A 20,566-nucleotide genomic window follows, 5' to 3' on the forward strand; every position below is an offset into this window, starting at 1 on the left:
TAGGGCTTCAGATTTTTTTTTATTCTATTTTCCAGCGTTTCGGGTCTCGACTTGTATGAAAAATTGCAATCACTCGAACTGCATTTTCATCCAATAAAAAATGTATGCCAAATGGAAATTTTTTTAAGAAGGAAATCCTTAGGTCATGATGTCGTTTTTGAATTATTTCAGGATGCTTTCTAAGGAACGCAATTTCTTTTTTAAGGTCTTCCTTAAATCTATATCCTACTCCTTCTTGAATATTGTTAAAGAAAAATATAGCTTCTGCAATATCCAAGACTGTTTCATCAGAAATGTATAGCTCATACATTTACAAAACCGCTTTCAATTTTTCCTCAACTTCCTCCCAACTATAAAATTTTGTTTCGCCGCTTTCATAACGTTTCAATCGGTAGTCTAATTCTGTCTCCTGTGCGCTTGAAAGCTTATGAGCTTCGTTATCTGCAATTAGAACAGCCCTAAGCTCTGCCAATGAACCTTCATTTTCAACATCTAACAACAACTTCATGAGTTCTATTTTTTCAGCTTTTATGTCCATTCGTGCAAGTTTTAGGTTATTCAATCCTCTAATATAATCAAAATTGCCTGTTGATTATTCTGACTAGTGAAACTTACTTAAGTTGAACTGCCGATGTTGGTAATTTCCACCAACAGCTTTTGTTTGATAAGATCCGTTTTGATCAATCCTAGTGAACCTAATTTGGATATGCTTTTACACTTCGAACACAAGCGAAGGGGATATTTGATACAAAAACCAAACAATAACGGGATCAAGGAAAGACCTACAAGGTTTTTGAAACCTTGCAGGTCGGTTAATTCTTGAAAAATTTCTTCGTGAATATGTACAAATAATTAATCAGTATTTACGATTCAGCAAACTGGCCGTATTCCACCTTCAACTTCCTCCCTACTCTAGCATTAAAGAAGGTCGCTCTTGGCATCGCTCTACTCAACAATTTCAATCAGCTTCCTAAATACTTATAGTTAAATGATATTCAGTAGTCCAAATAAAATTTTCAATAGCTAACAACAGCTTCGCAAGTTCTATTTTTTCAGCTTTAATGTGCTTTTTTCAGAATTTTAAGGGACACATTCGGCTATTCCAATCAAAGTTGCCTGTTAATTATTCTGACTAGTGAAACTTACTTAAGTTGAAATGCCGATGTTGGTAATTTCCACCAACAGCTTTTGTTTGATAAGATCCGTTTTGATCAATCCTAGTGAATCTAATTTGGATATGCTTTTCCTCTTCGAACACAAGCGAATGGGATATTTGATAAAAAAACCAAACAATAACGGGATCAAGAAAAGACCTACAAGGTTTTTGAAACCTTGCAGGTCGGTTAATTCTTGAAAAATTTCTTCGTGAATATGTACAAATAATTAATCAGTATTTACGATTCAGAAAACTAGCCGTATTTCAGCTTCAACTTCCTACCTACTCTAGCATTAAAGAAGGCCGCTCTTGGCATCGCTCTATTCAACAATTTCAATCAGCTTCCTAAATACTTATAGTTAAATGATATTCAGTAGTCCAAATAAAATTTTCAATAGCTAACAACAGCTTCGCAAGTTCTATTTTTTCAGCTTTAATGTGCTTTTTTCAGAATTTTAAGGGACACATTCGGCTATTCCAATCAAAGTTGCCTGTTAATTATTCTGACTAGTGAAACTTACTTAAGTTGAAATGCCGATGTTGGTAATTTCCACCAACAGCTTTTGTTTGATAAGATCCGTTTTGATCAATCCTAGTGAATCTAATTTGGATATGCTTTTACACTTCGAACACCAGCGAATGGGATATTTGATAAAAAAACCAAACAATAACGGGATCAAGGAAAGACCTACAAGGTTTTTGAAACCTTGCAGGTCGGTTAATTCTTGAAAAATTTCTTCGTGAATATGTACAAATAATAAATCAGCATTTACGATTCAGCAAACTGGCCGTATTCCACCTTCAACTTCTTCCCTACTCTAGCATTAAAGCAGGCCGCTCTTGGCATCGCTCTATTCAACAATTACAATCAGCTTCCTAAATACTTAGAAGTTAATGATCTTCAGCGCTCAAGTTGAAACCTTCAATAGCTAACAACAGCTTCGCAAGTTCTATTTTTTCAGCTTTAATGTGCTTTTTTTCAGAATTTTAAGGGATACATTCGGCTATTCCAATCAAAATTGGCTTTTAATTATCAAGACGACTTAAACTTACTTAAATTTGCATCCTTTAACATCGAAATCATTCCGAAGAAAAATTTAAAACTACACAATGTATAGAAGTCATAATTGTGGTGAATTATCAGCATCACATATAGATACAGAAGTTACGCTTGCAGGTTGGGTGCAAAAATCCAGAAACAAAGGATTCATCGTTTGGGTCGATCTTCGCGATCGCTACGGGATCACGCAGCTCGTTTTTGACGAGGATCGTACCCCAAAAGAAATGATGGCACGTGCCGAAGAATTGGGACGTGAGTTTGTGATCCAAGTGAAAGGCAAAGTCATAGAACGTGCCTCCAAAAACCCCAACATGGCCACTGGTGACATTGAAATCTTGGTGTCTGAACTGACCATTCTCAACGAATCGAAATTGCCGCCTTTTACCATTGAGGACAACACCGACGGTGGCGAGGAATTGCGCATGAAATACCGTTATTTGGACATTCGTCGCAATCCGGTAAAGAACAATTTGATCTTTAGACATAAAGTCACACAGGCTGTGAGAAACTATCTTTCAACCGAAGGCTTTATTGAAGTGGAAACCCCGTATTTAATAAAATCCACGCCAGAAGGCGCCCGGGATTTCGTAGTGCCTTCCAGAATGAATGAAGGTCAGTTTTATGCACTTCCACAATCGCCACAAACCTTTAAGCAGTTGCTTATGGTGGGCGGTATGGATAAGTATTTTCAGATTGTGAAATGCTTTCGTGATGAAGATCTTCGGGCCGATAGACAGCCAGAATTCACGCAGATTGATTGCGAAATGGCTTTTATTGACCAAGAAGACATCTTGAATGCCTTTGAAGGCTTGACCCGTTTTTTATTAAAGGAAATCAATGGTGTTGAAGTCGAGAAATTTCCACGACTGCTTTACGATGATGCGATGCGTCTCTACGGAAATGATAAGCCAGATATTCGCTTCGGAATGAAATTCGGGGAGCTCAATGCTGTTGCCCAACATAAAGACTTCAATGTGTTCAATGCTGCAGAATTGGTAGTAGGCATCGCAGTGCCGGGCGGAAACACTTACACCAGAAAGGAAATCGATAAATTGATTGAATGGGTCAGGCGTCCGCAAGTTGGCGCTTTGGGTATGGTCTATTGCAGATATAATGACGATGGAAGCTATAAATCTTCCGTAGATAAATTTTACGACCAAGAGGATTTGGCCAAATGGGCCGAAGCAACCGGAGCTCAACCTGGCGACTTGATTTGTGTACTTTCAGGAGACAAACATAAAGTGCGCGCCCAATTGAGCGCACTGCGCATGGAATTGGCAGAACGTTTGGGACTGAGAAACCCCAAAGAATTCGCGCCACTGTGGGTCATGGATTTCCCTTTATTGGAATGGGATGAAGACACAAAGCGTTACCACGCGATGCACCACCCGTTTACCTCACCAAAACCAGGACAGTTGGACTTGTTGAAAACCAATCCTGGAGAGGTCAAAGCGAATGCCTACGATTTGGTGCTCAACGGCAACGAGATTGGTGGTGGCTCCATTCGTATTCACGATAAGGAAACCCAAGCCCTGATGTTTGAGTATTTGGGCTTTACAGAAGCTGAAGCCAAAGCACAATTCGGCTTCTTGATGGATGCCTTTCAATATGGTGCACCTCCACATGGCGGACTTGCCTTTGGCTTAGACCGATTGGTGGCCATTCTTGGCGGACAAGAAACGATTCGTGATTTTATCGCCTTTCCAAAAAACAATAATGGTCGCGATGTGATGATTGATGCGCCTGCAAAAATTGATGAAGCGCAGTTGAAGGAATTGAGTTTAAAACTCGACCTAAAAGCATAAGAATTCATTTTAATATTTAATTAGTATTTAATTAAATGCCTAAAAACCCACTATTCAAGCGCTTTTTAATTTGGAGGGCCAAACACATCTCCCAGAAGCAATTTGTGTATTTGTTGAGTATTGTGGTTGGTTTTACATCTGGAGTAGGCGCTGTGGTTTTAAAAAATGCAACTCACTTTATCCAACACCTGTTGGAAAATAAGCTTGTGCAATATTACCATACTGCCTTTTACTTCGTTTTTCCCATCATAGGCTTCACTTTGGTTTACTTGATCATGAAATACGTGATTAGGCAAAAGGTTAGTCATGGCATCCCTTCTACCCTTTTTGCGATTGCCAAACGCAAAGGGCTCATGAAGCGCTATCAAATGTTCGGCTCCATTTTAACCGCACCCATTACGGTTGGTTTTGGTGGTTCAGTAGGTCTTGAAGGCCCAACGGTGGCTACAGGTGCAGCCTTGGGGTCCAATATCTCGCGCTTGTTCCATATGAACCAAAGCACGCGAAACCTGTTGGTGAGCTGTGCTGCTGCGGGGGCTATGTCGTCTATTTTTAAGGCTCCAATTGCCGCCATTATTTTTGCCATTGAAGTGTTTAGTCTCGATTTGACCATTGCGTCGATGCTTCCCTTGTTATTGGCGTCGCTTTCGGCGATTTTGACCTCGTTCTTCTTTTTTGGCGACGACGTGCTTTTGCCGTTCAAATTGGTGGATGAGTTCAATGCTTCAGACGCCCCTTTCTACGCCCTATTGGGGCTTGTGGCTGCTGCAGTCTCCATTTATTTTACTGAAGTCTATGATCGAATACAGCGCTTCTTTGATAAAATTGGTTCGCCCTTTAAACGGGTGGCCTTTGGTGGCATCTGCATTGGTATCCTGGTGTATTTGATTCCGCCTTTATATGGTGAGGGTTTTGAAGTGATCAACAATTTGGTTGCTGGAAACCCAGAAAAAGCCTTGCAAAATAATTTTTTGAATTTGGACCTGTCTAGTTTTTGGGTGGTTATCGCCTTGCTGGTAGGTTTAGTATTCTTTAAGATCATCGCAAGTGCACTTACCTTTGGCGCAGGTGGCGTTGGTGGCATATTTGCGCCAACACTGTTTATGGGCAGTATCATGGGCAATTGCATTGCAAAAATCATCAACCATAGCGGATGGGTAAGCACACCTGTTTCAGAAAGCAACTTTACCTTGGTTGGCATGGCAGGCTTGTTGGCTGGTGTGCTACAAGCACCACTCACTGCCATTTTTCTCATTGCAGAACTTACGGGGGGTTACGATTTATTTATTCCCTTGATGATAACCGCAGCAATCGCGTTTAGCGTGACCAAATATTTTGTGCCACATTCCGTTTATACCATGGAATTGGGCAGAAAAGGCGACCTCATCACGCACAATAAGGACCATGCAGTCTTGACCTTTATGGATATTGATTCGGTTATTGAGACCAATTTCCAGGCGATAAGTTCGAAAATGAACTTGGGCGAAATTGTGCGCGAAGCTGTTACCAAGTCCAACAGGAATATATTTCCGGTGATTTCAGAAAAGACCAAAAGGTTGGAAGGCATTATCCTTTTGGATGATATACGATCCATCATGTTTGACCAAACGCTTTATGACGAAGTCAAAGCAAGTGATGTGATGCACAACCCACCAGACATTATCGATATAGAAAAGGACAAGATGACGGTCATCATGAAGAAGTTTCAAGATAGCAATGCTTGGAACCTGCCGGTTGTTAGGGACGGTGTTTATATTGGCTTTATTTCCAAATCCAAATTATTGACCGCCTACCGCAGAAAACTAATTGCCTTAACCCATTAAACCCCAATATTATGAAATATCTCATTCTCTTTTGTTTTATCGCTTCAGCCACCAGTATTATTTGTGGCTTGGCCTTAGAGGTTTCTTTTGCTGAAAAACTCGTCGGTTTTGGAACTGTCGGACTTTTTATAATCACATTTCCCTTGTTTGCCTATTACCGTTGGAAGGATAGAAGTCTTAAGGATTATATGCTGAATAAAGAAAACTTGGACAAGATGCGGGACAGTCAAAAGGAAAGTAAATATTAAACAGAAGCACTTTCAAAATCGGTTTTTTTTGAATACCTATAAAAGCCATAGGTTACAGCTGCCATGTTCCAACTAAAAATGTTGCTTCAGATGGTAAGTCTCAATCCGTGCATAGTGAGTTTTTAACTATTTTCCTTGCTTTATTAAAAGACAGTGTTGACTTTTTCGACTTAGAACCCTTTAAAACAGAGACATCCATAACCTCTAATTTTAGAATATCAAAAACATTACAATTATTTAACTTTCAAAAAAATATAAAATTATAGCTTTGTGTCTTAATTAATATATCTTTTATCATGACTGGAACAGTTAAATTTTTTAATGATTCTAAAGGATTTGGATTCATTACCAACGAAGAAACCGGAAAAGACATTTTCGTACACGTATCCAACCTCAATGGCGTAGAGTTGCGTGAAGGTGATCAAGTAGAGTACACAGAAGAAGACGGCAGAAAAGGACTTGTAGCAGGAAACGTACAAGTACTATAAGAAGACATACTTTATTGCAGTTTCAGCGCTCAACCAATGGTTGGGCGTTTTTTTATGGATTATGATGCCACGATTAGTTCCAATTTGAGCTCTCCTGATTCCGTTTTTCTAGCCTCAACAGCAACCAATACCAGATCACCGATATCATGTCCCCAAATACCGTAGCTGCCGTTTGTTTCATTTCTGTTTACCGTTCCTTCTCGTTCTTCAACAGGAATCGTTTTTATAATTGATGTTTCCAGTTCCTCTTTATAAATTCTATGGTAAGCTGCACTAACGGCACTCACTAATTCTGCCCGCGTAAAGCCAAGATTTGTTTTAGCATCGATATTAATTTCAGCAGGCTTAGTTAACGGGTATTCAATCACAAAGACTACTTTATTTTCACTAATGACAATCTCATCCCTGTCATGCAAATTGACTATTTCCAGTTTTGGGTCGTCTATGGAAATCCAAGGAATGATCCCATTATCTATAATTTCTGAACCTTTTTTATCGGTCATCTGTACTTTAAAAGTAATATCATAAGGATATGTTTTGGTCATGATTTCTTGAGGTTTGGAGTCTTTACATCCTAAAAAAAACTCATTATTAGAATGCAAAGAGCACATTTAGTATTCATAATTATTGTTATCCGATAAAAGTAATACATGATTCTGGGAAACCCCATTCTATATTCAGTCCCTACGGGACTAGCCTTTGCAGGGGTTCTATTTAGTTACCCATATTAAATGCCTAACGGCATATTGTTCGCCGCGGCGGACATCATGTGGTGTTTAACCGGACAATACTGATTCATCATATATTCAATTCAAATTGCGCTTCTCAATAAAGAAACGCTTCAATAAAGCGGAAGCTTCTTCGGCAAGCAAGCCGCCGGTCATTGTGGTTTTGGGATGCAATGTTGTGTCCATCACGATACAGCCACGTTGCTCATCTCTTGCAGCGTAGATAATTTTTGGTATTTGACTCCAATATAAAGCGCCTGCGCACATCTGGCAAGGCTCTAAGGTAACATACAGGGTGCAATTATGGAGAAACTTTCCGCCTAAAAAATTGGAAGCAGCGGTAATGGCCTGCATTTCGGCGTGCGCAGTAACGTCATTTAACAATTCGGTAAGGTTGTGACCTCTTGCAATGATTCGGTCTTGGATCACAATCACAGCGCCCACGGGGATCTCGCCTTTCTCATAAGCCAATTCTGCTTCCTGCAGCGCTTTTTTCATAAAATAGGTATCGTCAAAAGGGTTTTCCATAGTTGTAAAAATACAATACTATATGCTGCTTCTCAACATCGGCGTGAAATTTGACGCTAAAAATTGAAACCTTCCAACATCACAGCACGCTATTCCATGATCATCTCATAAGCCTTCCCTTAATTTTATATAGTATCGAAAGGAAACCGTTAAGATCCTTCTACAAAAATTCATTCCGCACCAGAAGCATTCCGAAAACGCAAAAGTATAGCAAGCCTTCCCCATCAGCTTCAAACCCTTGAAGTCGTTGATACTATAATTAAGCCATTCATTTAAGTCTCAACCGGTGTATCGTCAGGCCTAGGAATAAATCAATAGTCCTGATTTTGATAAACAAGGCTGTAGTTTAAAATGGCTATTATGGTTGAAATATCCGATTTTCGGTGTTATGGCTCCCTTTAGTCCCGATATCTATCGGAAGGGGCAAGAACAAAATGCCGAAAATCCAATTAGTTTTACCTGACCCTAAAGTGAATAATCAGGTTTTATGGGTTTGAGCCAACTTATAAGATCTATAATTTCAATTTTATTAATAATAGCAACGCTAGATTAAACTAGAGCAATAAACAAAAAAAAGGACAACCCGAAAGTTGTCCTTTTAAATACGAGTTGTGATACCCTATTTATTTAATGATGATTTTTTCATTGATGTTGATGGTGTTGTTATTTACGTTCAAGATGTAGATTCCTGCTTGAAGTTGTCCGAAATTAACGGTTACAGTTCCGTTTAAATCCATCTGTTGTTTGTAAACAGAGCGCCCATTGATATCCACTAAAGACACCTGTGCTCTGCCGTAATTTTGTGTCACACGAATATTGATTTCGTTGGTTGCAGGATTAGGGTAAATCTTGTAGGTATCCATCTTGGATGCTTGCACACTCAAGCTCGTACAATTTGCCAATGAGGTATCACCACTTGGTGGCAAACTAAAGTCTTCCACTTGATCCTCCATATTGCCATCAAGTCCCTGTGAGGCATTAAAACCAAGGCCTCTGTTGGCAAACACTTCCCAAATCATACATTGGTCTTCTCCTCCAGTTAACATTTGATCTGCCATTAAAAGTGCATCTCTCCCATCTACAAATCCAGGGTTACAGGTTTGAAATTTAAGACCTCAATAACGAGCTGCATCACTTTATTGTTGCCACTAGTGCCATTATAAAGGTCTGCATCAAAACCATACTTCTCAATATAGGCCCAGTTTAAATCCCATAACATAGTTGCCCAAACAGCCCCAATGTTGTGTGGTATTTCGTTCCATGAAACGGTTTGGCCTTGAGAATTTGTGCCAAGTACGGTATCATCGTTTGTGGCAGCATAGGTAAAATTGTTGATGTTGAAATCTGTGGAATAATGAGCCTCTCTAATACCAACGCCGTCATTAGTCTGTCCTGAGGAATACGTCGCAATCCCTCTAGGATTTTCTGGAGTGTCTCCAGCGTTCATGGTAATCATCAAGGCAAACCAATCAGACCAGCCTTCACCCATTTGTTCAGGGTTTGTTAAACAATTGGCACTAAAGCGACCACCAGCAAGTCTATTGGAGATGCCATGGCCATATTCATGGGCCACGATGCTATTATCAAGACTCCCGTCAAGTTGGTATACATTGTAATCCTTAAGCGTTACATTCACTGTTTGACCATTGTTCAAAGCAGTTGCCATTGCAAGACCATCTTGATAATTCACAAAAACAGAAGGAATCGTAAATGCAGGAGTAGAAGCACCTCCCATAGTTACGTAAGGTGCATAATTGGGATCGTTGTCTGGATTATTATGATTCATCACAATAACACCAATAGCGCCCGCATTTTGAGCCTGCTGAATTTTTGCCACAAAGCTACAAGAGCCTCTTTTTATGAGTGCAATCTTGCCTGCAACCGAGGCAGCATTAACCAACGCATTACAGCCCTCAGTAGGTGCTGCAGTGCCATCGTCAACAACAATGAGATCGCCAGTGACCGGAAGCAGGAAAGCACCAGTTATATTGTTGCCTATTGCTGTTGAAGGATTTAATGAAATGTATTGCCCAGCCAACGGCCCATTATTAACAGTAACCAATTCTTTAAATCGTGATTCACCCCACAAGTACATCGTCATGCCTGGAACATTGCCATCTGGCGGTGTGCCAAATGAGGCGTTGTTGAGACCCTGCCCATCTTGTCCAGATGCGAACACGGGATCATTGCCAGAGCCCCCTTTACCATAATTATTTTGTTGAAAATTACCACTGGCTTCATCAAAACCATATTGATACCAGATATCATGCATGGCATTGTTCATGTAAAATAAATTGGTCAAAGAAGCGTCTTCATAAACAGCAGGTGCTTCATCGAGGTCGAGTTCAAAATTGAAGTTGAGATTTGCACCGCCATCTGGAGAATGACCTGTTGCCGTGGTAATGTCTCTATTTTCACTGGCAAAAACATTGTTCCCTCTAGTTATGGTATGCTCTGCACCAGGAAGGGCATTGGTATCATGCCATCCAAAGGGCGAAGCGGTTGCATTGGCAGGTTCTACCAATAAAGATCTATCACCGTGATTTGGGCTTTGTATTGGCAATGCAAATACGCTGTACTGCGAACCATCCATAAATGTGGCACTTGGCTTGAACATAGAAAAGCCTTCCTGAGTCTTGTTATTGTGGTTGTTGGCAGCCTTCATATCCAATTCGCCAAAATCACAAGTACGGATCCAATCTGCAACATTAATAATTTCCCCTGACACCGCGTCTACCCTAACACTCCACCAATGTAAATTGTCCAGTTTTTGAATGCTCAAATCCCAAGTCAAACGAATGTTTCCGTCCTCCAATGGTGTAAGATTAAGTGTTACAGGAATATCGATTTTCGAAACGTTACCGTTCGAAAACACGTAGGAATTACCTTCAGAAGAAAGCATCCTTAAATTTGTTGAACCTGAAATATCAAAATGATTCAAGGCCTTTAAAATGGCTTGCTTTGCATCGATATTAGGAGTCGTGGTATTGATTTTAGCATCGATTTGACCTAAAAAATTATTGGCAAGATAAAATACCTCGTCGTTTTAAATAACCACGGTTGAAACCGCGTTATGGATTTTAATGCCTTGAAATTGCTGATTGATATAAAGACTTGTTGTTTGTGAGTCTTTTGAAAACACTTCGCTGTTGATGTAAAGGTCTTTGACATCATTCGCCGTAAAGCCATAGTCTTTGGCAACACTCTTTAAATGGTCTGAAACTAACGCCTCATAACTTGATTTGGAGAGCTGGGATTGGGAGAAACCGAAAGCAACACTTAAAAGCAGGGTTAAAGTCGTTAAAATTTTAAAGTAAACATTCTTCATAGATTTCTAATTTTTTAACAAATATAACATTTAGTTGATAATAGCCATGGATCTCGAAATTTTCATGGATCTTATACCTATTTTTTTCTAAAGACAGCCTAGCCATTTCAATTTTCACCTGTCAAAATAGGATTGAGGTCTAATTAATTCTCGTATTTTTGGGATGTGGAAAAACCCTATTTAAAGTATATTGACGCTCCTGAAGATTTAAGGACGCTTCCTTTTGAACAGCTGCCTGAACTTGCTGCAGAATTGCGACAATTCATCATCGATATTGTCTCTACCAAAGAAGGCCATTTGGGCGCTAGTCTAGGCGTGGTAGAATTAACCATTGCCTTACATTATGTTTTTAATACGCCTGAAGACTTACTCATCTGGGATGTTGGGCACCAAGCTTATGTTCACAAAATTCTAACGGGCCGAAAAACGGTATTTGAAACCAACCGACAAAAAGGCGGGATCAGCGGTTTTCCTAAAATTACCGAAAGTGCCTATGATGCTTTTGGCGTGGGGCACTCCTCTACATCCATCTCTGCCGCATTGGGGATGGCGATGGCCTCCCAATTACAAGGGAAGGATTTGTGCCACATCGCCGTTATTGGTGATGCTTCCATAGCAAGTGGGATGGCTTTTGAAGGCCTCAACCATGCTGGTGCTACCGATGCCAATCTTTTGGTAATCCTCAACGACAATGCCATTGGTATTGACCCCAGTGTTGGTGCGCTCAAACAGTACCTTACCAATGTTAAAAAAGGCAAGGCCAAACAAGACAATATTTTTGAGGCCTTGAACTTCAATTACTCTGGGCCTATTGATGGGCACGATTTAACTGAATTGATTTCAGCTTTAAAACATCTTAAAACTGTAAAAGGACCTAAATTTCTTCATGTCATTACCACAAAAGGCAAAGGCTTGAAACAAGCGGAAGAAGACCAGGTAAAATACCATGCACCAGGTAAATTTGATGCACTCACTGGAGATTTACTTCCAAAGAGCGGCCTAAAACAGCCTTCTAAATTTCAGGATGTTTTTGGACATACCCTCGTTGAATTGGCAAGATTGAATGAAAAAATCGTGGGCATCACGCCTGCCATGCCTACCGGAAGCTCTCTAAAATACATGATGCAGGAAATGCCCAATCGCGCCTTTGACGTAGGCATTGCCGAGCAACATGCAGTGACTTTTGCTGCAGGAATGGCAACCCAAGGTCTCATGCCTTTTTGCAATATCTATTCCACCTTTTTGCAGCGGGCTTATGATCAAGTGATCCACGATGTGGCTTTGCAAAACCTAGCAGTGATTTTCTGTTTGGATCGCGCAGGTTTTGTGGGGGAAGACGGCGCAACACATCATGGTATATTCGATATGGCCTATTTGAGATGCATTCCCAATCTTATTATTTTTGCACCTAGCGACGAAATCGAATTGCGAAACATCATGTTTACAGCTCAGTTGGGCCTAGAATCTCCCATTGCGATTCGTTATCCCAGGGGTCGTGGACAATTGATGGACTGGCAAGTTCCTTTTTCTAAGATTGAAATAGGAAAGGCACGACCACTTCACGAAGCATCTGATAAAAAAATCGCGCTGCTGTCTATTGGCACCATGGCCTTTCCAAGCTCAAAAGCGGTCTTGAAATGCAGCGATGCCGCGGTTTCCCATTATGACATGCGTTTTGTTAAGCCCTTGGATGAAACTTTATTGCATGAGATCTTCAAATCCTATGAAGCGATCATTAGCGTTGAAGATGGCGTGATTGCTGGCGGATTTGGGAGCGCAATTTTAGAATTTGCCTCGAAAAATGAGTATCATTTACCGATCACATGTTTAGGCATTCCCGACGTGTTTATTGAACATGGCAGCGTTGAAGAACTACACCAAGCTGTGGGATTGGATGTGGAGTCCATCGCAAATACATTGCATGCACTGCTACTTAATCTCAATCAAAATCAGACTCAGTGATTACCAATTCTGGTTGTGACGCCTTCCCATAATTTGCTTTTTGATTTTGACTGGAAACCATTGGGTCTTTACGAATATCGTTAATGACTACCAATAAGGCAGAAATGACACCTAAGAAAATAATGCCGCGAAAAATAGAATCTTTCATCGTAGTAGGTTTTAAAGATTTGGGACTATAAATATAACCAATTCACGATAAAACACAAATTTATTCGATGAAACGCATGTTTTAAATTAAGCTGTTCATGTACTATTCGGTTTAGCATTGTGATTTTTCTATGGTCATGAAAGGATAACGGGTCTAAATCCTAGCCCCAATGCAAACGCGCTCATAAAAGAAAACTACCGCAAACAGCTTTAAAAAAGAGTCCTTCTCAACTAAAAGCATGATTGAGCACCACTTAAATTTCCGCAGCATTGAGCTTCTTAAAGGTCAAGATAGCATTACTATCCGACATTTTTGAAATGCAGAAGCACACCGCCAACAACAGCTCATAGGTGGTTTCTTGATTCAAATTGATTTGTTTCTCCAAAACCTTTAAAACCAAACGGTCAAAATGCGAACTTTGATTTTTGTGATCGTTGATCACAGCCTCTGTAAAGACTTTCAATAACTCGTTGATGATTTTATAGCCCACCAGTTCTTTGTTCACCACTTCGCGGGATTGGTAAATATTCTCAATACTCACCTTGATGATGTCTTTGATTTGCGCCTCGTATTGGCTACAATCCATCAAACTTTTAGGAAACTCACCGTTTAAGATGGCCTCCTCATGTTCCATGAAAAGTTCTACCGCCTCGTTGATGAGCGTATTGATGGCCAAAGCCCTTAAATAGGTAAGCCTATCCTGAGTACTTTGAAGTTGGTTGTAAGTACTGGTTTGTATGGTGTGGCGCACCAGATTGAGCAAGTATTCCAAAGCGAATTCCTCCTGGATCAAACCGAGGTTAATGCCATCTTCAAAATCAATGATGGTGTAACAAATATCATCTGCAGCCTCCACCAAATACGCCAAGGGATGGCGTGCATAACTAATATCGTCTTGATGCCCTCTTTTAAGAAGTCCCAACTCTTCCGCCAAATCCTGAAACTCCGCTTTTTCACTTTGGAAAAACCCGTACTTCTTATCGGCAACGTGATTAGTGGGTTTCTTCGGAAGGGATTCCTTAGGATATTTTGTAAACGCACCAAGTACCGCGTAGCTAAGACGCAATCCGCCGGGACGCCCTGCCCTAGATTCACACAACATCTTGAATCCGTTGGCGTTGCCTTCAAAATCACAAAGGTCTTGATATTCTTTTTCACTAAGCTGGTCTTCAAAATAGCGCCCATCGCCAGATTTAAAAAACTGCCCAATGGCTTTTTCTCCAGAATGCCCAAAGGGTGGATTCCCAATATCATGCGCTAAGGCGGCAGCGGCAACAATGGCTCCAAAATCATTTATTTGATAGCCATGAGCATCCCGTAAGTGCGGGTGTTTCTCCAAAAGACGCTGCCCAACTTTGCGTCCTAATGAGCGGCCCACAACGCTCACTTCCAAACTGTGGGTCAACCGGGTGTGAACGAAATCGGTTTTTGATAAGGGCACCACCTGGGTTTTATCTTGAAGTCCCCTAAATTCCGAAGAAAAAATAATCCGGTCATAATCCACTTCAAAACCCAATCGTGTTTCATCCTGTTCCTTACGCAAGCGCTTATTTTTATCTCCAAAACGCTTTAAGGAGAGTAATTGTTCCCAGTTCATAGTACCATATAGTTTGCCGGCAAGGTAGTTATTTTCAATGTTATCAAATTGTTTCCCTTTTCAAATATTTATTCATACTGGCTTAACCTTTACGTAACTTTTTGATTAAGTAGGTTTAATCTCAATTTAACCTCAAATACACAAACTATGAGTTCCTTTGCGGAAAATAATATTACTAGCATTTAATGAAAAAATTGATAATACTTTTTACGCTTTTTACTACCTCCTTTATTATGGCCCAAAACACGGGCTCTATTGTAGGAATGCTTACAGATAAGGAATATAATAACGAGCCTTTGGCTTTTGCAAATGTGCTGATTAAAGGGACTACAACAGGAACTACTTCTGATTTTGATGGGATTTACAGTCTAGAAAATCTAGATCCTGGGCCGTATACTTTAGTTTTTAGTTTTGTGGGCTATGAAACCCAAGAACTAGTAGTTGAAGTTGTCGCCGGTAAAGTAACCACTATAAATGTGCCTATGGGAGCTAATCCTGGGGCTTTAGATGAAATTGTAATTACAACTACGGCTAGAAAGGATAGTGAGGTTGCGTTGCTATTAGATCAAAAGAAAGCCGTCGAAATAAAGGAAAGTATAGGGGCAGAGCAATTGACACAATTAGGAGTCTCTGATGCCTCAGGAGCTACAGCCAAGATTTCTGGAGTATCAAAATCAGAGGGCACAGGTCAAGTTTATGTAAGGGGACTTGGTGATCGCTATTTGACCACAACATTAAACGGGCTGCCAGTGCCCTCTGACAATATTGATAAGAAAAATATTGATTTAGGTCTTTTTCCTGCGCGATTCATTCAAAATGTGGCCGTCAGCAAAACTTTTTCACCAAAGAATTCTTCAGACCAAGCTTCTGGAAATATAGATATAGTCTCCAAGGAAGTAACCAAAAGGCGCACCTTTGGTTTGAGCGCTAACGGAGGGGTTAATAGTAACATAGCAAATGTGTTCGACAATTTCAAGGTAACCGCCAATAACAGTGATGTCAATTTTGGCCTGTATTCTCGAGCTTATGAATTTGACGAGCTTTCCAATGCTATCACTGGGCAAAGTTGGACTCCTCAACAAATTTCGGCTCCTGTTAACTATTCATATGGTTTTAACGCTGGCGGGATAATTGGAGAGGCAAGAAAATTGCGCTTGTTTATCAGCGCGGGTCAATCTATAGAAAATGAATATCGCGAAGGTATTTTCAGAGAGTATGATCAAGGAAATTTAAGGGACTCTGTACCTGATGGTGACAATATTAGATGGAGACGTGAGGTAAACACTACCGGGATGTTTCATGGGCAATTTAAATTTAATGACAATAATAAGGTAAGCCTGAATTCATTTATAATTAATAAAGTTTTTGAAGAGACCTACGAGGCGGGGAGATCAGGTGGTGCGGTTATTTTTGAAGAACTTGATGGCCCTCAAGAAGGTTTTCAGTTTGTTAGAGATCAAAACCTTAAAAACACAATCATTTCAATTACTCAACTAATTGGCGAGCATAATTTTTCAGACGATAATAAGTTAGAGTGGGCTGCTGGATACAACTATGTTATCGCCAACGAGCCTAACCGTATTAGAAATGAGGTAAATATTCTTAATGAGGACGACAGAATTCAGCTCGGCTTCACAGGGGGATTTCAACAGCGCAAATCTGCACAGGACATTACTGACAAAGAGTATAATGCAAGGCTTCAAGATGAGATCATCCTTAAAAAAAATGAAAACGACGATGCTATTTATAAAGTATCATTTGGTGGAAATTACAGAAATAAGAAAAGAGATTTTCAGTCTCAGTTTATCGGTGCCGAAGAAGCGTTTACAGATGCGGCCAATCCATCTTCTATTGATGCCATTTCAGAAATCTTTACACAAAGTAATTTTGACAATGGTATTCTACAACTTAATACGCTCCAGCCAGATACTTATGAAGGCGAACTCGTTTCATATGCTGGATACGCCGATTTTATAGGGGTGTTCAATAAATTCACAGCTGAAGTTGGCCTTCGTTATCAAAGTGATGCAATTGATGTGGGATTTGATGTTGGTAATTATGTAGATCCTGCAACTGGCATATCAAGAATAGGCACATCAAATCAAAGCTATGAAAGGTTTTATCCTGCTGTTAATTTAAAATACAACTTTACTGATAAGTTTGCTGTGCGTCTAGCAGGTAGTTTAAGCCAAACTTTGCCAGAGTTTAAGGAGATTGCACCGTTTCAGTATGTCTCCCCAGAAAATCAAGTAACACAAGGAAATCCTGATGTTGAAGCTTCGCGTGATCTTAATGTCGATTTGAAATTTGAGTTATTCCCAACCAATGAAGAGTTGCTCTCACTTACCGCTTTTTATAAGCAAATAAAAGACCCAATAAACAGAACGTTACAACGCGGCGGAGAAAACATTTTTTCATATTTTAATTCTGGAAATAAAGCTACAGTTATTGGAGTTGAACTCGAAGGCCGAATTTATGTGGTTAAAAAACAAGATTCCCTGCCAAATCTAAAATTATCTGGCAACATTTCTTATATAGACCACAAGCAAGATCTCAAAGAAATAAGAGATGGAGATGGCAACCTATTGAGAACCTTTAAATATGGCGGTAAAGATGAAATTGGATTAGAAGGTGCCTCAGATTGGATTACCAACTTGGCATTGACCCTTAATACTGGTAGCAAATATCCTTATGAATTTACGTTAGCGGGAAACTATGCCTCTGATAGGATTTTCTCTTTGGGAGCGCCTAGAAACCAGAACCAACCCGAAGTATTTTACAATGGCGAAATTACCGAACAAGGTGTTGTGGTCTTAGATTTTATTTTCAGTAAAGACATTGATGAGCGCTGGACGATTGGTGCTACCGCAAAAAACCTTTTAAACCCCACCATCAAGCGGGTGCAATTAATTGAATCCGCCGTAGATGGCATAAGGTCAGAAGAAACCGTACTATCTTACAGTACAGGAGTTAACGCTGCTGTAAGCATTAGCTATAAATTTTAAAAACAAGAATCAGATTACAACTATTTAACTTTAAGCAGAAGATAAACTTTAATAATTAAAAATTAGAAATTATGAAAATTATGAAATCGTTAAGCAAATTACTAGGTCTTTCCATTATGGCCGCTCTTTTAATCACTTCATGTAGTAATGATGATGATAATGAACCAATTACCCCAACAGGTCCTGAAACGACTCTTACCGGGGTTATTACAGCTGATAGAATTCTAGACCCAACGAAGCAATATACCATTAGTGGTCCAGTTTCTGTGGCAAGCGAAGTAAAATTGACCATACCAGCTGGCACAGTTATCGTTTCTGAAGTTGGTGTAGAAAATTATTTGGCAGTTTTACAGGGTGGGGAAATTGACGTTCAAGGTACGGCTACTAGCCCAGTAGTTATGAAGTCTAACGGAGCATCAGGCTCTTGGGGAGGCCTTTTACTATGTGGCAATTCTACAACTACCGAAGGTGCTAACGCATCTGCAGAGGTGGCAGGATTAATCTACGGCGGTAACAACGCTGGCGATTCATCAGGTAACATTGATTACTTGATCATCAGAGATTCTGGCGCTCAGATCAATGCGAACTCACAGTTTAACGGTTTGACTCTATATGCTGTTGGATCTGGAACAACAATCGATAACGTAGCCGTTATTAATGGGACGGACGATGGTGTTGAGTTTTTTGGAGGCACTGTGAACGTGAACAACTTTTACGCAGAAAACTTAGAGGACGACGCTGTAGATTGGACAGAAGGCTGGAGTGGTACGCTAACCAACACCTACGTTTTCAACTCAACCGCTAGCTTTTCTACTGCTATTGAAGCAGATGGGGTTAACAATAACCCAACATTAATTAACTTTACAGCCATTTCTGCAACAGGTGGTGTTGCTGTTCAAATTAAAAACAATTCAGGCGCAACGATAAATGGTTTGACAATTACGGGTTTTGATACCTCATTTGATTTTAGAGATGACGCTCCTGCATCTAACTTACAAGTGGATGATGCGGATGCTGATACTGCTGATGACGCTGTATTTGCTTCTTCTTCAACAAATGCAAGTTTGTTCGCTTGGGTTACTAACGCAAGTGCATCTTCAGGTAACCAACTGCCAAGTAATATAACTGCAAGTGTAACTTTAGATGCTTCAGTAGAATACACTGTAGCTGGTCCCGTATTAGTTAATAGTGGCGCTACACTTACGATTCCTGCGGGGACACAAATTGTATCTCAATCTGGTACAGCAAATTATATCGCTGTACTCAAAGGAGGCAAATTAGATATTCAAGGTACCGCTGCTAACCCAGTTGAAATGCGGTCAGGTGATGGTAATGCATGGGGTGGACTATTACTGTGTGGTAACGCAAGTACAACCGAAGGTGTAAATGCCATAGCAGAAGTTGGTGGTTTGATTTATGGTGGAACCAACGACGCCGACGATTCTGGAGCTATCAATTATTTGATCTTAAGAAATACTGGAGCTCAGATCAATGCTGATTCTCAGTTCAACGGCTTGACCTTGTATGCTGTAGGTTCTGAAACAAGTATTCAAAATGTGGCTGTAATTGGTGGTGCTGATGATGGTGTTGAATTTTTTGGAGGAACCGTAAGTATGACTAATTTTTATGCCGAGAACTTAGAAGATGACTCCGTAGACTGGACAGAAGGCTGGAATGGCACTTTGACCAATACATTCGTGAAATTAACTATTTCAGGATTCTCAACAGCTATTGAAGCTGATGGTGTTAACGCTGAACCAACACTAGTTAATTTTACAGCAGTTTCTACAACGGGTGGAACAGGCATCCAAATTAAAAACAATTCTGGTGCGATAATCAACGGTTTAACTTTAACTGGTTTTGACACTCAATTTGATTTCAGAGATGGAGCTCCATCTTCGAATTTACCAATTGACGGTGTTAACGCTGCAGAAGAAGGAACGTTTGCCACTTCAACTTCTGTTGAAGCTGATTTTGCTTGGATTAATAACTAATTTCAGTAAATAATATTTATTTCAAAAGGCTGTCTATTTATTTAGACAGCCTTTTTTTATTTTTATTCTCAAAATTATTTACTAATTGCTAAATGCCATTTCAGTCTTATTCTCCCACTCGTTAACACTCGCAATTCGAGAGTCCACATATTCAACCTCCCGCAATTTGTTGTTAGTCCAAAACAACCATTTACCAACTTTCTTGTTATTGGCATAATTAGCAATTGCAGTTTTGTTGCCTACTCTGTCATAACTGATCCATACGCCGTGCAGTTGACCTTCTTTATTGAAAGTCCCTTGTTGTTCTACTGAGCCATCTGCATAAAAATAAGTTGCAGAGGTAAGGTCGCCATTTTTAGTGATTTCCACTTTTTTGCCATCTTTTTGGGCAAATGCAAAGCTCATGCTTAAGGTCAATATAAGGGCTAGTATCTTTTTCATCGTCTTTAGTTTAGAATTATTTAATGATTTGATAATAAAGATACGATAAATTTCAGGAAAACAAAACATTTAGCTAACGTTTACGTAACATTAAATTAACATTGAATACAGAAACACTTGTTTATCAGTTGTATAATTAAAACCTGAATAATTATTATAATCTCTTTTTAGCTAAACTCTCAGCTAAAGATTATTTTGCCACAAAATTGTTGCTCTCATTTTAAATAGAACATAACGTTTAGGTAACATAAGGTA

At 39.8% G+C, this 20,566-nt stretch carries 16 protein-coding genes and 1 pseudogene; 7 read left to right on the top strand and 10 right to left on the bottom strand.

All coding sequences use genetic code 11. The features are described from left to right. Positions 1-19: 19 nt before the first annotated feature. Positions 20-310 carry a type II toxin-antitoxin system RelE/ParE family toxin gene (locus ESY88_RS16205; protein ID WP_147088338.1) on the bottom strand — a complete coding sequence of 97 codons (291 nt, stop codon included), beginning with the start codon at positions 308-310 and terminating at the stop codon, positions 20-22. Beyond that, positions 311-538, bottom strand: a complete 228-nt coding sequence (locus ESY88_RS16210) for an addiction module protein (protein WP_147088337.1) — start codon at positions 536-538, stop codon at positions 311-313. Between the two features lie 1,728 nt (positions 539-2,266). On the opposite strand from ESY88_RS16210, the gene aspS reads away from it, so the two are divergent. From aspS to ESY88_RS16230, 4 genes are all read left to right on the top strand, one after another. After that, complete coding sequence (gene aspS / locus ESY88_RS16215) at positions 2,267-4,021, top strand: aspartate--tRNA ligase (RefSeq protein ID WP_147088177.1); 1,755 nt, start codon at positions 2,267-2,269, stop codon at positions 4,019-4,021. Positions 4,022-4,056: 35 nt separating this feature from the next. After that, positions 4,057-5,844: a chloride channel protein gene (locus ESY88_RS16220; RefSeq protein WP_147088178.1), complete on the top strand. Its 1,788-nt coding sequence runs from the start codon at positions 4,057-4,059 to the stop codon at positions 5,842-5,844. An 11-nt stretch (positions 5,845-5,855) separates the two neighbouring features. Next, entirely contained in the window at positions 5,856-6,092 is a 237-nt protein-coding gene (locus ESY88_RS16225) for a hypothetical protein (RefSeq protein ID WP_147088179.1), read from the top strand. Positions 6,093-6,388: 296 nt separating this feature from the next. Next, positions 6,389-6,580 carry a cold-shock protein gene (locus ESY88_RS16230; protein ID WP_147088180.1) on the top strand — a complete coding sequence of 64 codons (192 nt, stop codon included), beginning with the start codon at positions 6,389-6,391 and terminating at the stop codon, positions 6,578-6,580. A gap of 59 nt (positions 6,581-6,639) precedes the next feature. On the opposite strand, the gene ESY88_RS16235 is transcribed toward ESY88_RS16230, so the two are convergent. The 5 genes and pseudogenes from ESY88_RS16235 to ESY88_RS16255 form a co-directional block, all read right to left on the bottom strand. Next, positions 6,640-7,125 (bottom strand): hypothetical protein, encoded by a 486-nt coding sequence (locus ESY88_RS16235; protein ID WP_147088181.1) that lies wholly within the window; start codon positions 7,123-7,125, stop codon positions 6,640-6,642. A 261-nt stretch (positions 7,126-7,386) separates the two neighbouring features. Next, entirely contained in the window at positions 7,387-7,836 is a 450-nt protein-coding gene (locus tag ESY88_RS16240) for a nucleoside deaminase (protein ID WP_147088182.1), read from the bottom strand. 623 nt (positions 7,837-8,459) lie between these two features. Then, positions 8,460-8,894 (bottom strand): T9SS type A sorting domain-containing protein, encoded by a 435-nt coding sequence (locus ESY88_RS21745; protein WP_147088183.1) that lies wholly within the window; start codon positions 8,892-8,894, stop codon positions 8,460-8,462. Then, a pseudogene (locus ESY88_RS16250) lies at positions 8,871-10,738 on the bottom strand (M36 family metallopeptidase); the annotation flags it as partial. The gene ESY88_RS21745 and the pseudogene ESY88_RS16250, both read right to left, overlap by 24 nt. Positions 10,739-10,882: 144 nt before the next feature. After that, the gene (locus tag ESY88_RS16255; RefSeq protein WP_147088185.1) at positions 10,883-11,164 is read right to left on the bottom strand and encodes a hypothetical protein; all 282 of its coding nucleotides are present in this window, start codon (positions 11,162-11,164) and stop codon (positions 10,883-10,885) included. A gap of 165 nt (positions 11,165-11,329) precedes the next feature. Between ESY88_RS16255 and dxs the strand changes: the two genes are divergently transcribed. Beyond that, a complete protein-coding gene (gene dxs, locus ESY88_RS16260; RefSeq protein WP_147088186.1) occupies positions 11,330-13,126 on the top strand; it encodes a 1-deoxy-D-xylulose-5-phosphate synthase in 1,797 nt (598 codons plus the stop codon). Here dxs and ESY88_RS21140 read toward each other — a convergent pair. Both ESY88_RS21140 and ESY88_RS16265 read right to left on the bottom strand, forming a co-directional pair. Then, positions 13,104-13,274 (bottom strand): hypothetical protein, encoded by a 171-nt coding sequence (locus ESY88_RS21140; RefSeq protein ID WP_189702629.1) that lies wholly within the window; start codon positions 13,272-13,274, stop codon positions 13,104-13,106. The two genes, dxs and ESY88_RS21140, sit on opposite strands and share 23 nt — an antisense overlap. A 253-nt stretch (positions 13,275-13,527) precedes the next feature. Next, the gene (locus tag ESY88_RS16265) at positions 13,528-14,871 is read right to left on the bottom strand and encodes a deoxyguanosinetriphosphate triphosphohydrolase (protein ID WP_147088187.1); all 1,344 of its coding nucleotides are present in this window, start codon (positions 14,869-14,871) and stop codon (positions 13,528-13,530) included. Between the two features lie 185 nt (positions 14,872-15,056). Between ESY88_RS16265 and ESY88_RS16270 the strand changes: the two genes are divergently transcribed. Both ESY88_RS16270 and ESY88_RS16275 read left to right on the top strand, forming a co-directional pair. Next, positions 15,057-17,876, top strand: coding sequence for a TonB-dependent receptor (locus ESY88_RS16270; RefSeq protein ID WP_147088188.1), 2,820 nt, complete (start codon positions 15,057-15,059; stop codon positions 17,874-17,876). A gap of 80 nt (positions 17,877-17,956) precedes the next feature. Beyond that, complete coding sequence (locus ESY88_RS16275) at positions 17,957-19,870, top strand: beta strand repeat-containing protein (protein WP_223270862.1); 1,914 nt, start codon at positions 17,957-17,959, stop codon at positions 19,868-19,870. 81 nt (positions 19,871-19,951) lie between these two features. Here ESY88_RS16275 and ESY88_RS16280 read toward each other — a convergent pair whose 3' ends face one another. After that, entirely contained in the window at positions 19,952-20,311 is a 360-nt protein-coding gene (locus tag ESY88_RS16280; RefSeq protein ID WP_223270863.1) for a toxin-antitoxin system YwqK family antitoxin, read from the bottom strand. Positions 20,312-20,566 lie beyond the last annotated feature (255 nt).

Origin of the sequence: Subsaximicrobium wynnwilliamsii, assembly GCF_007997225.1 — a bacterium.
GTDB lineage: Bacteria > Bacteroidota > Bacteroidia > Flavobacteriales > Flavobacteriaceae > Psychroserpens > Psychroserpens wynnwilliamsii.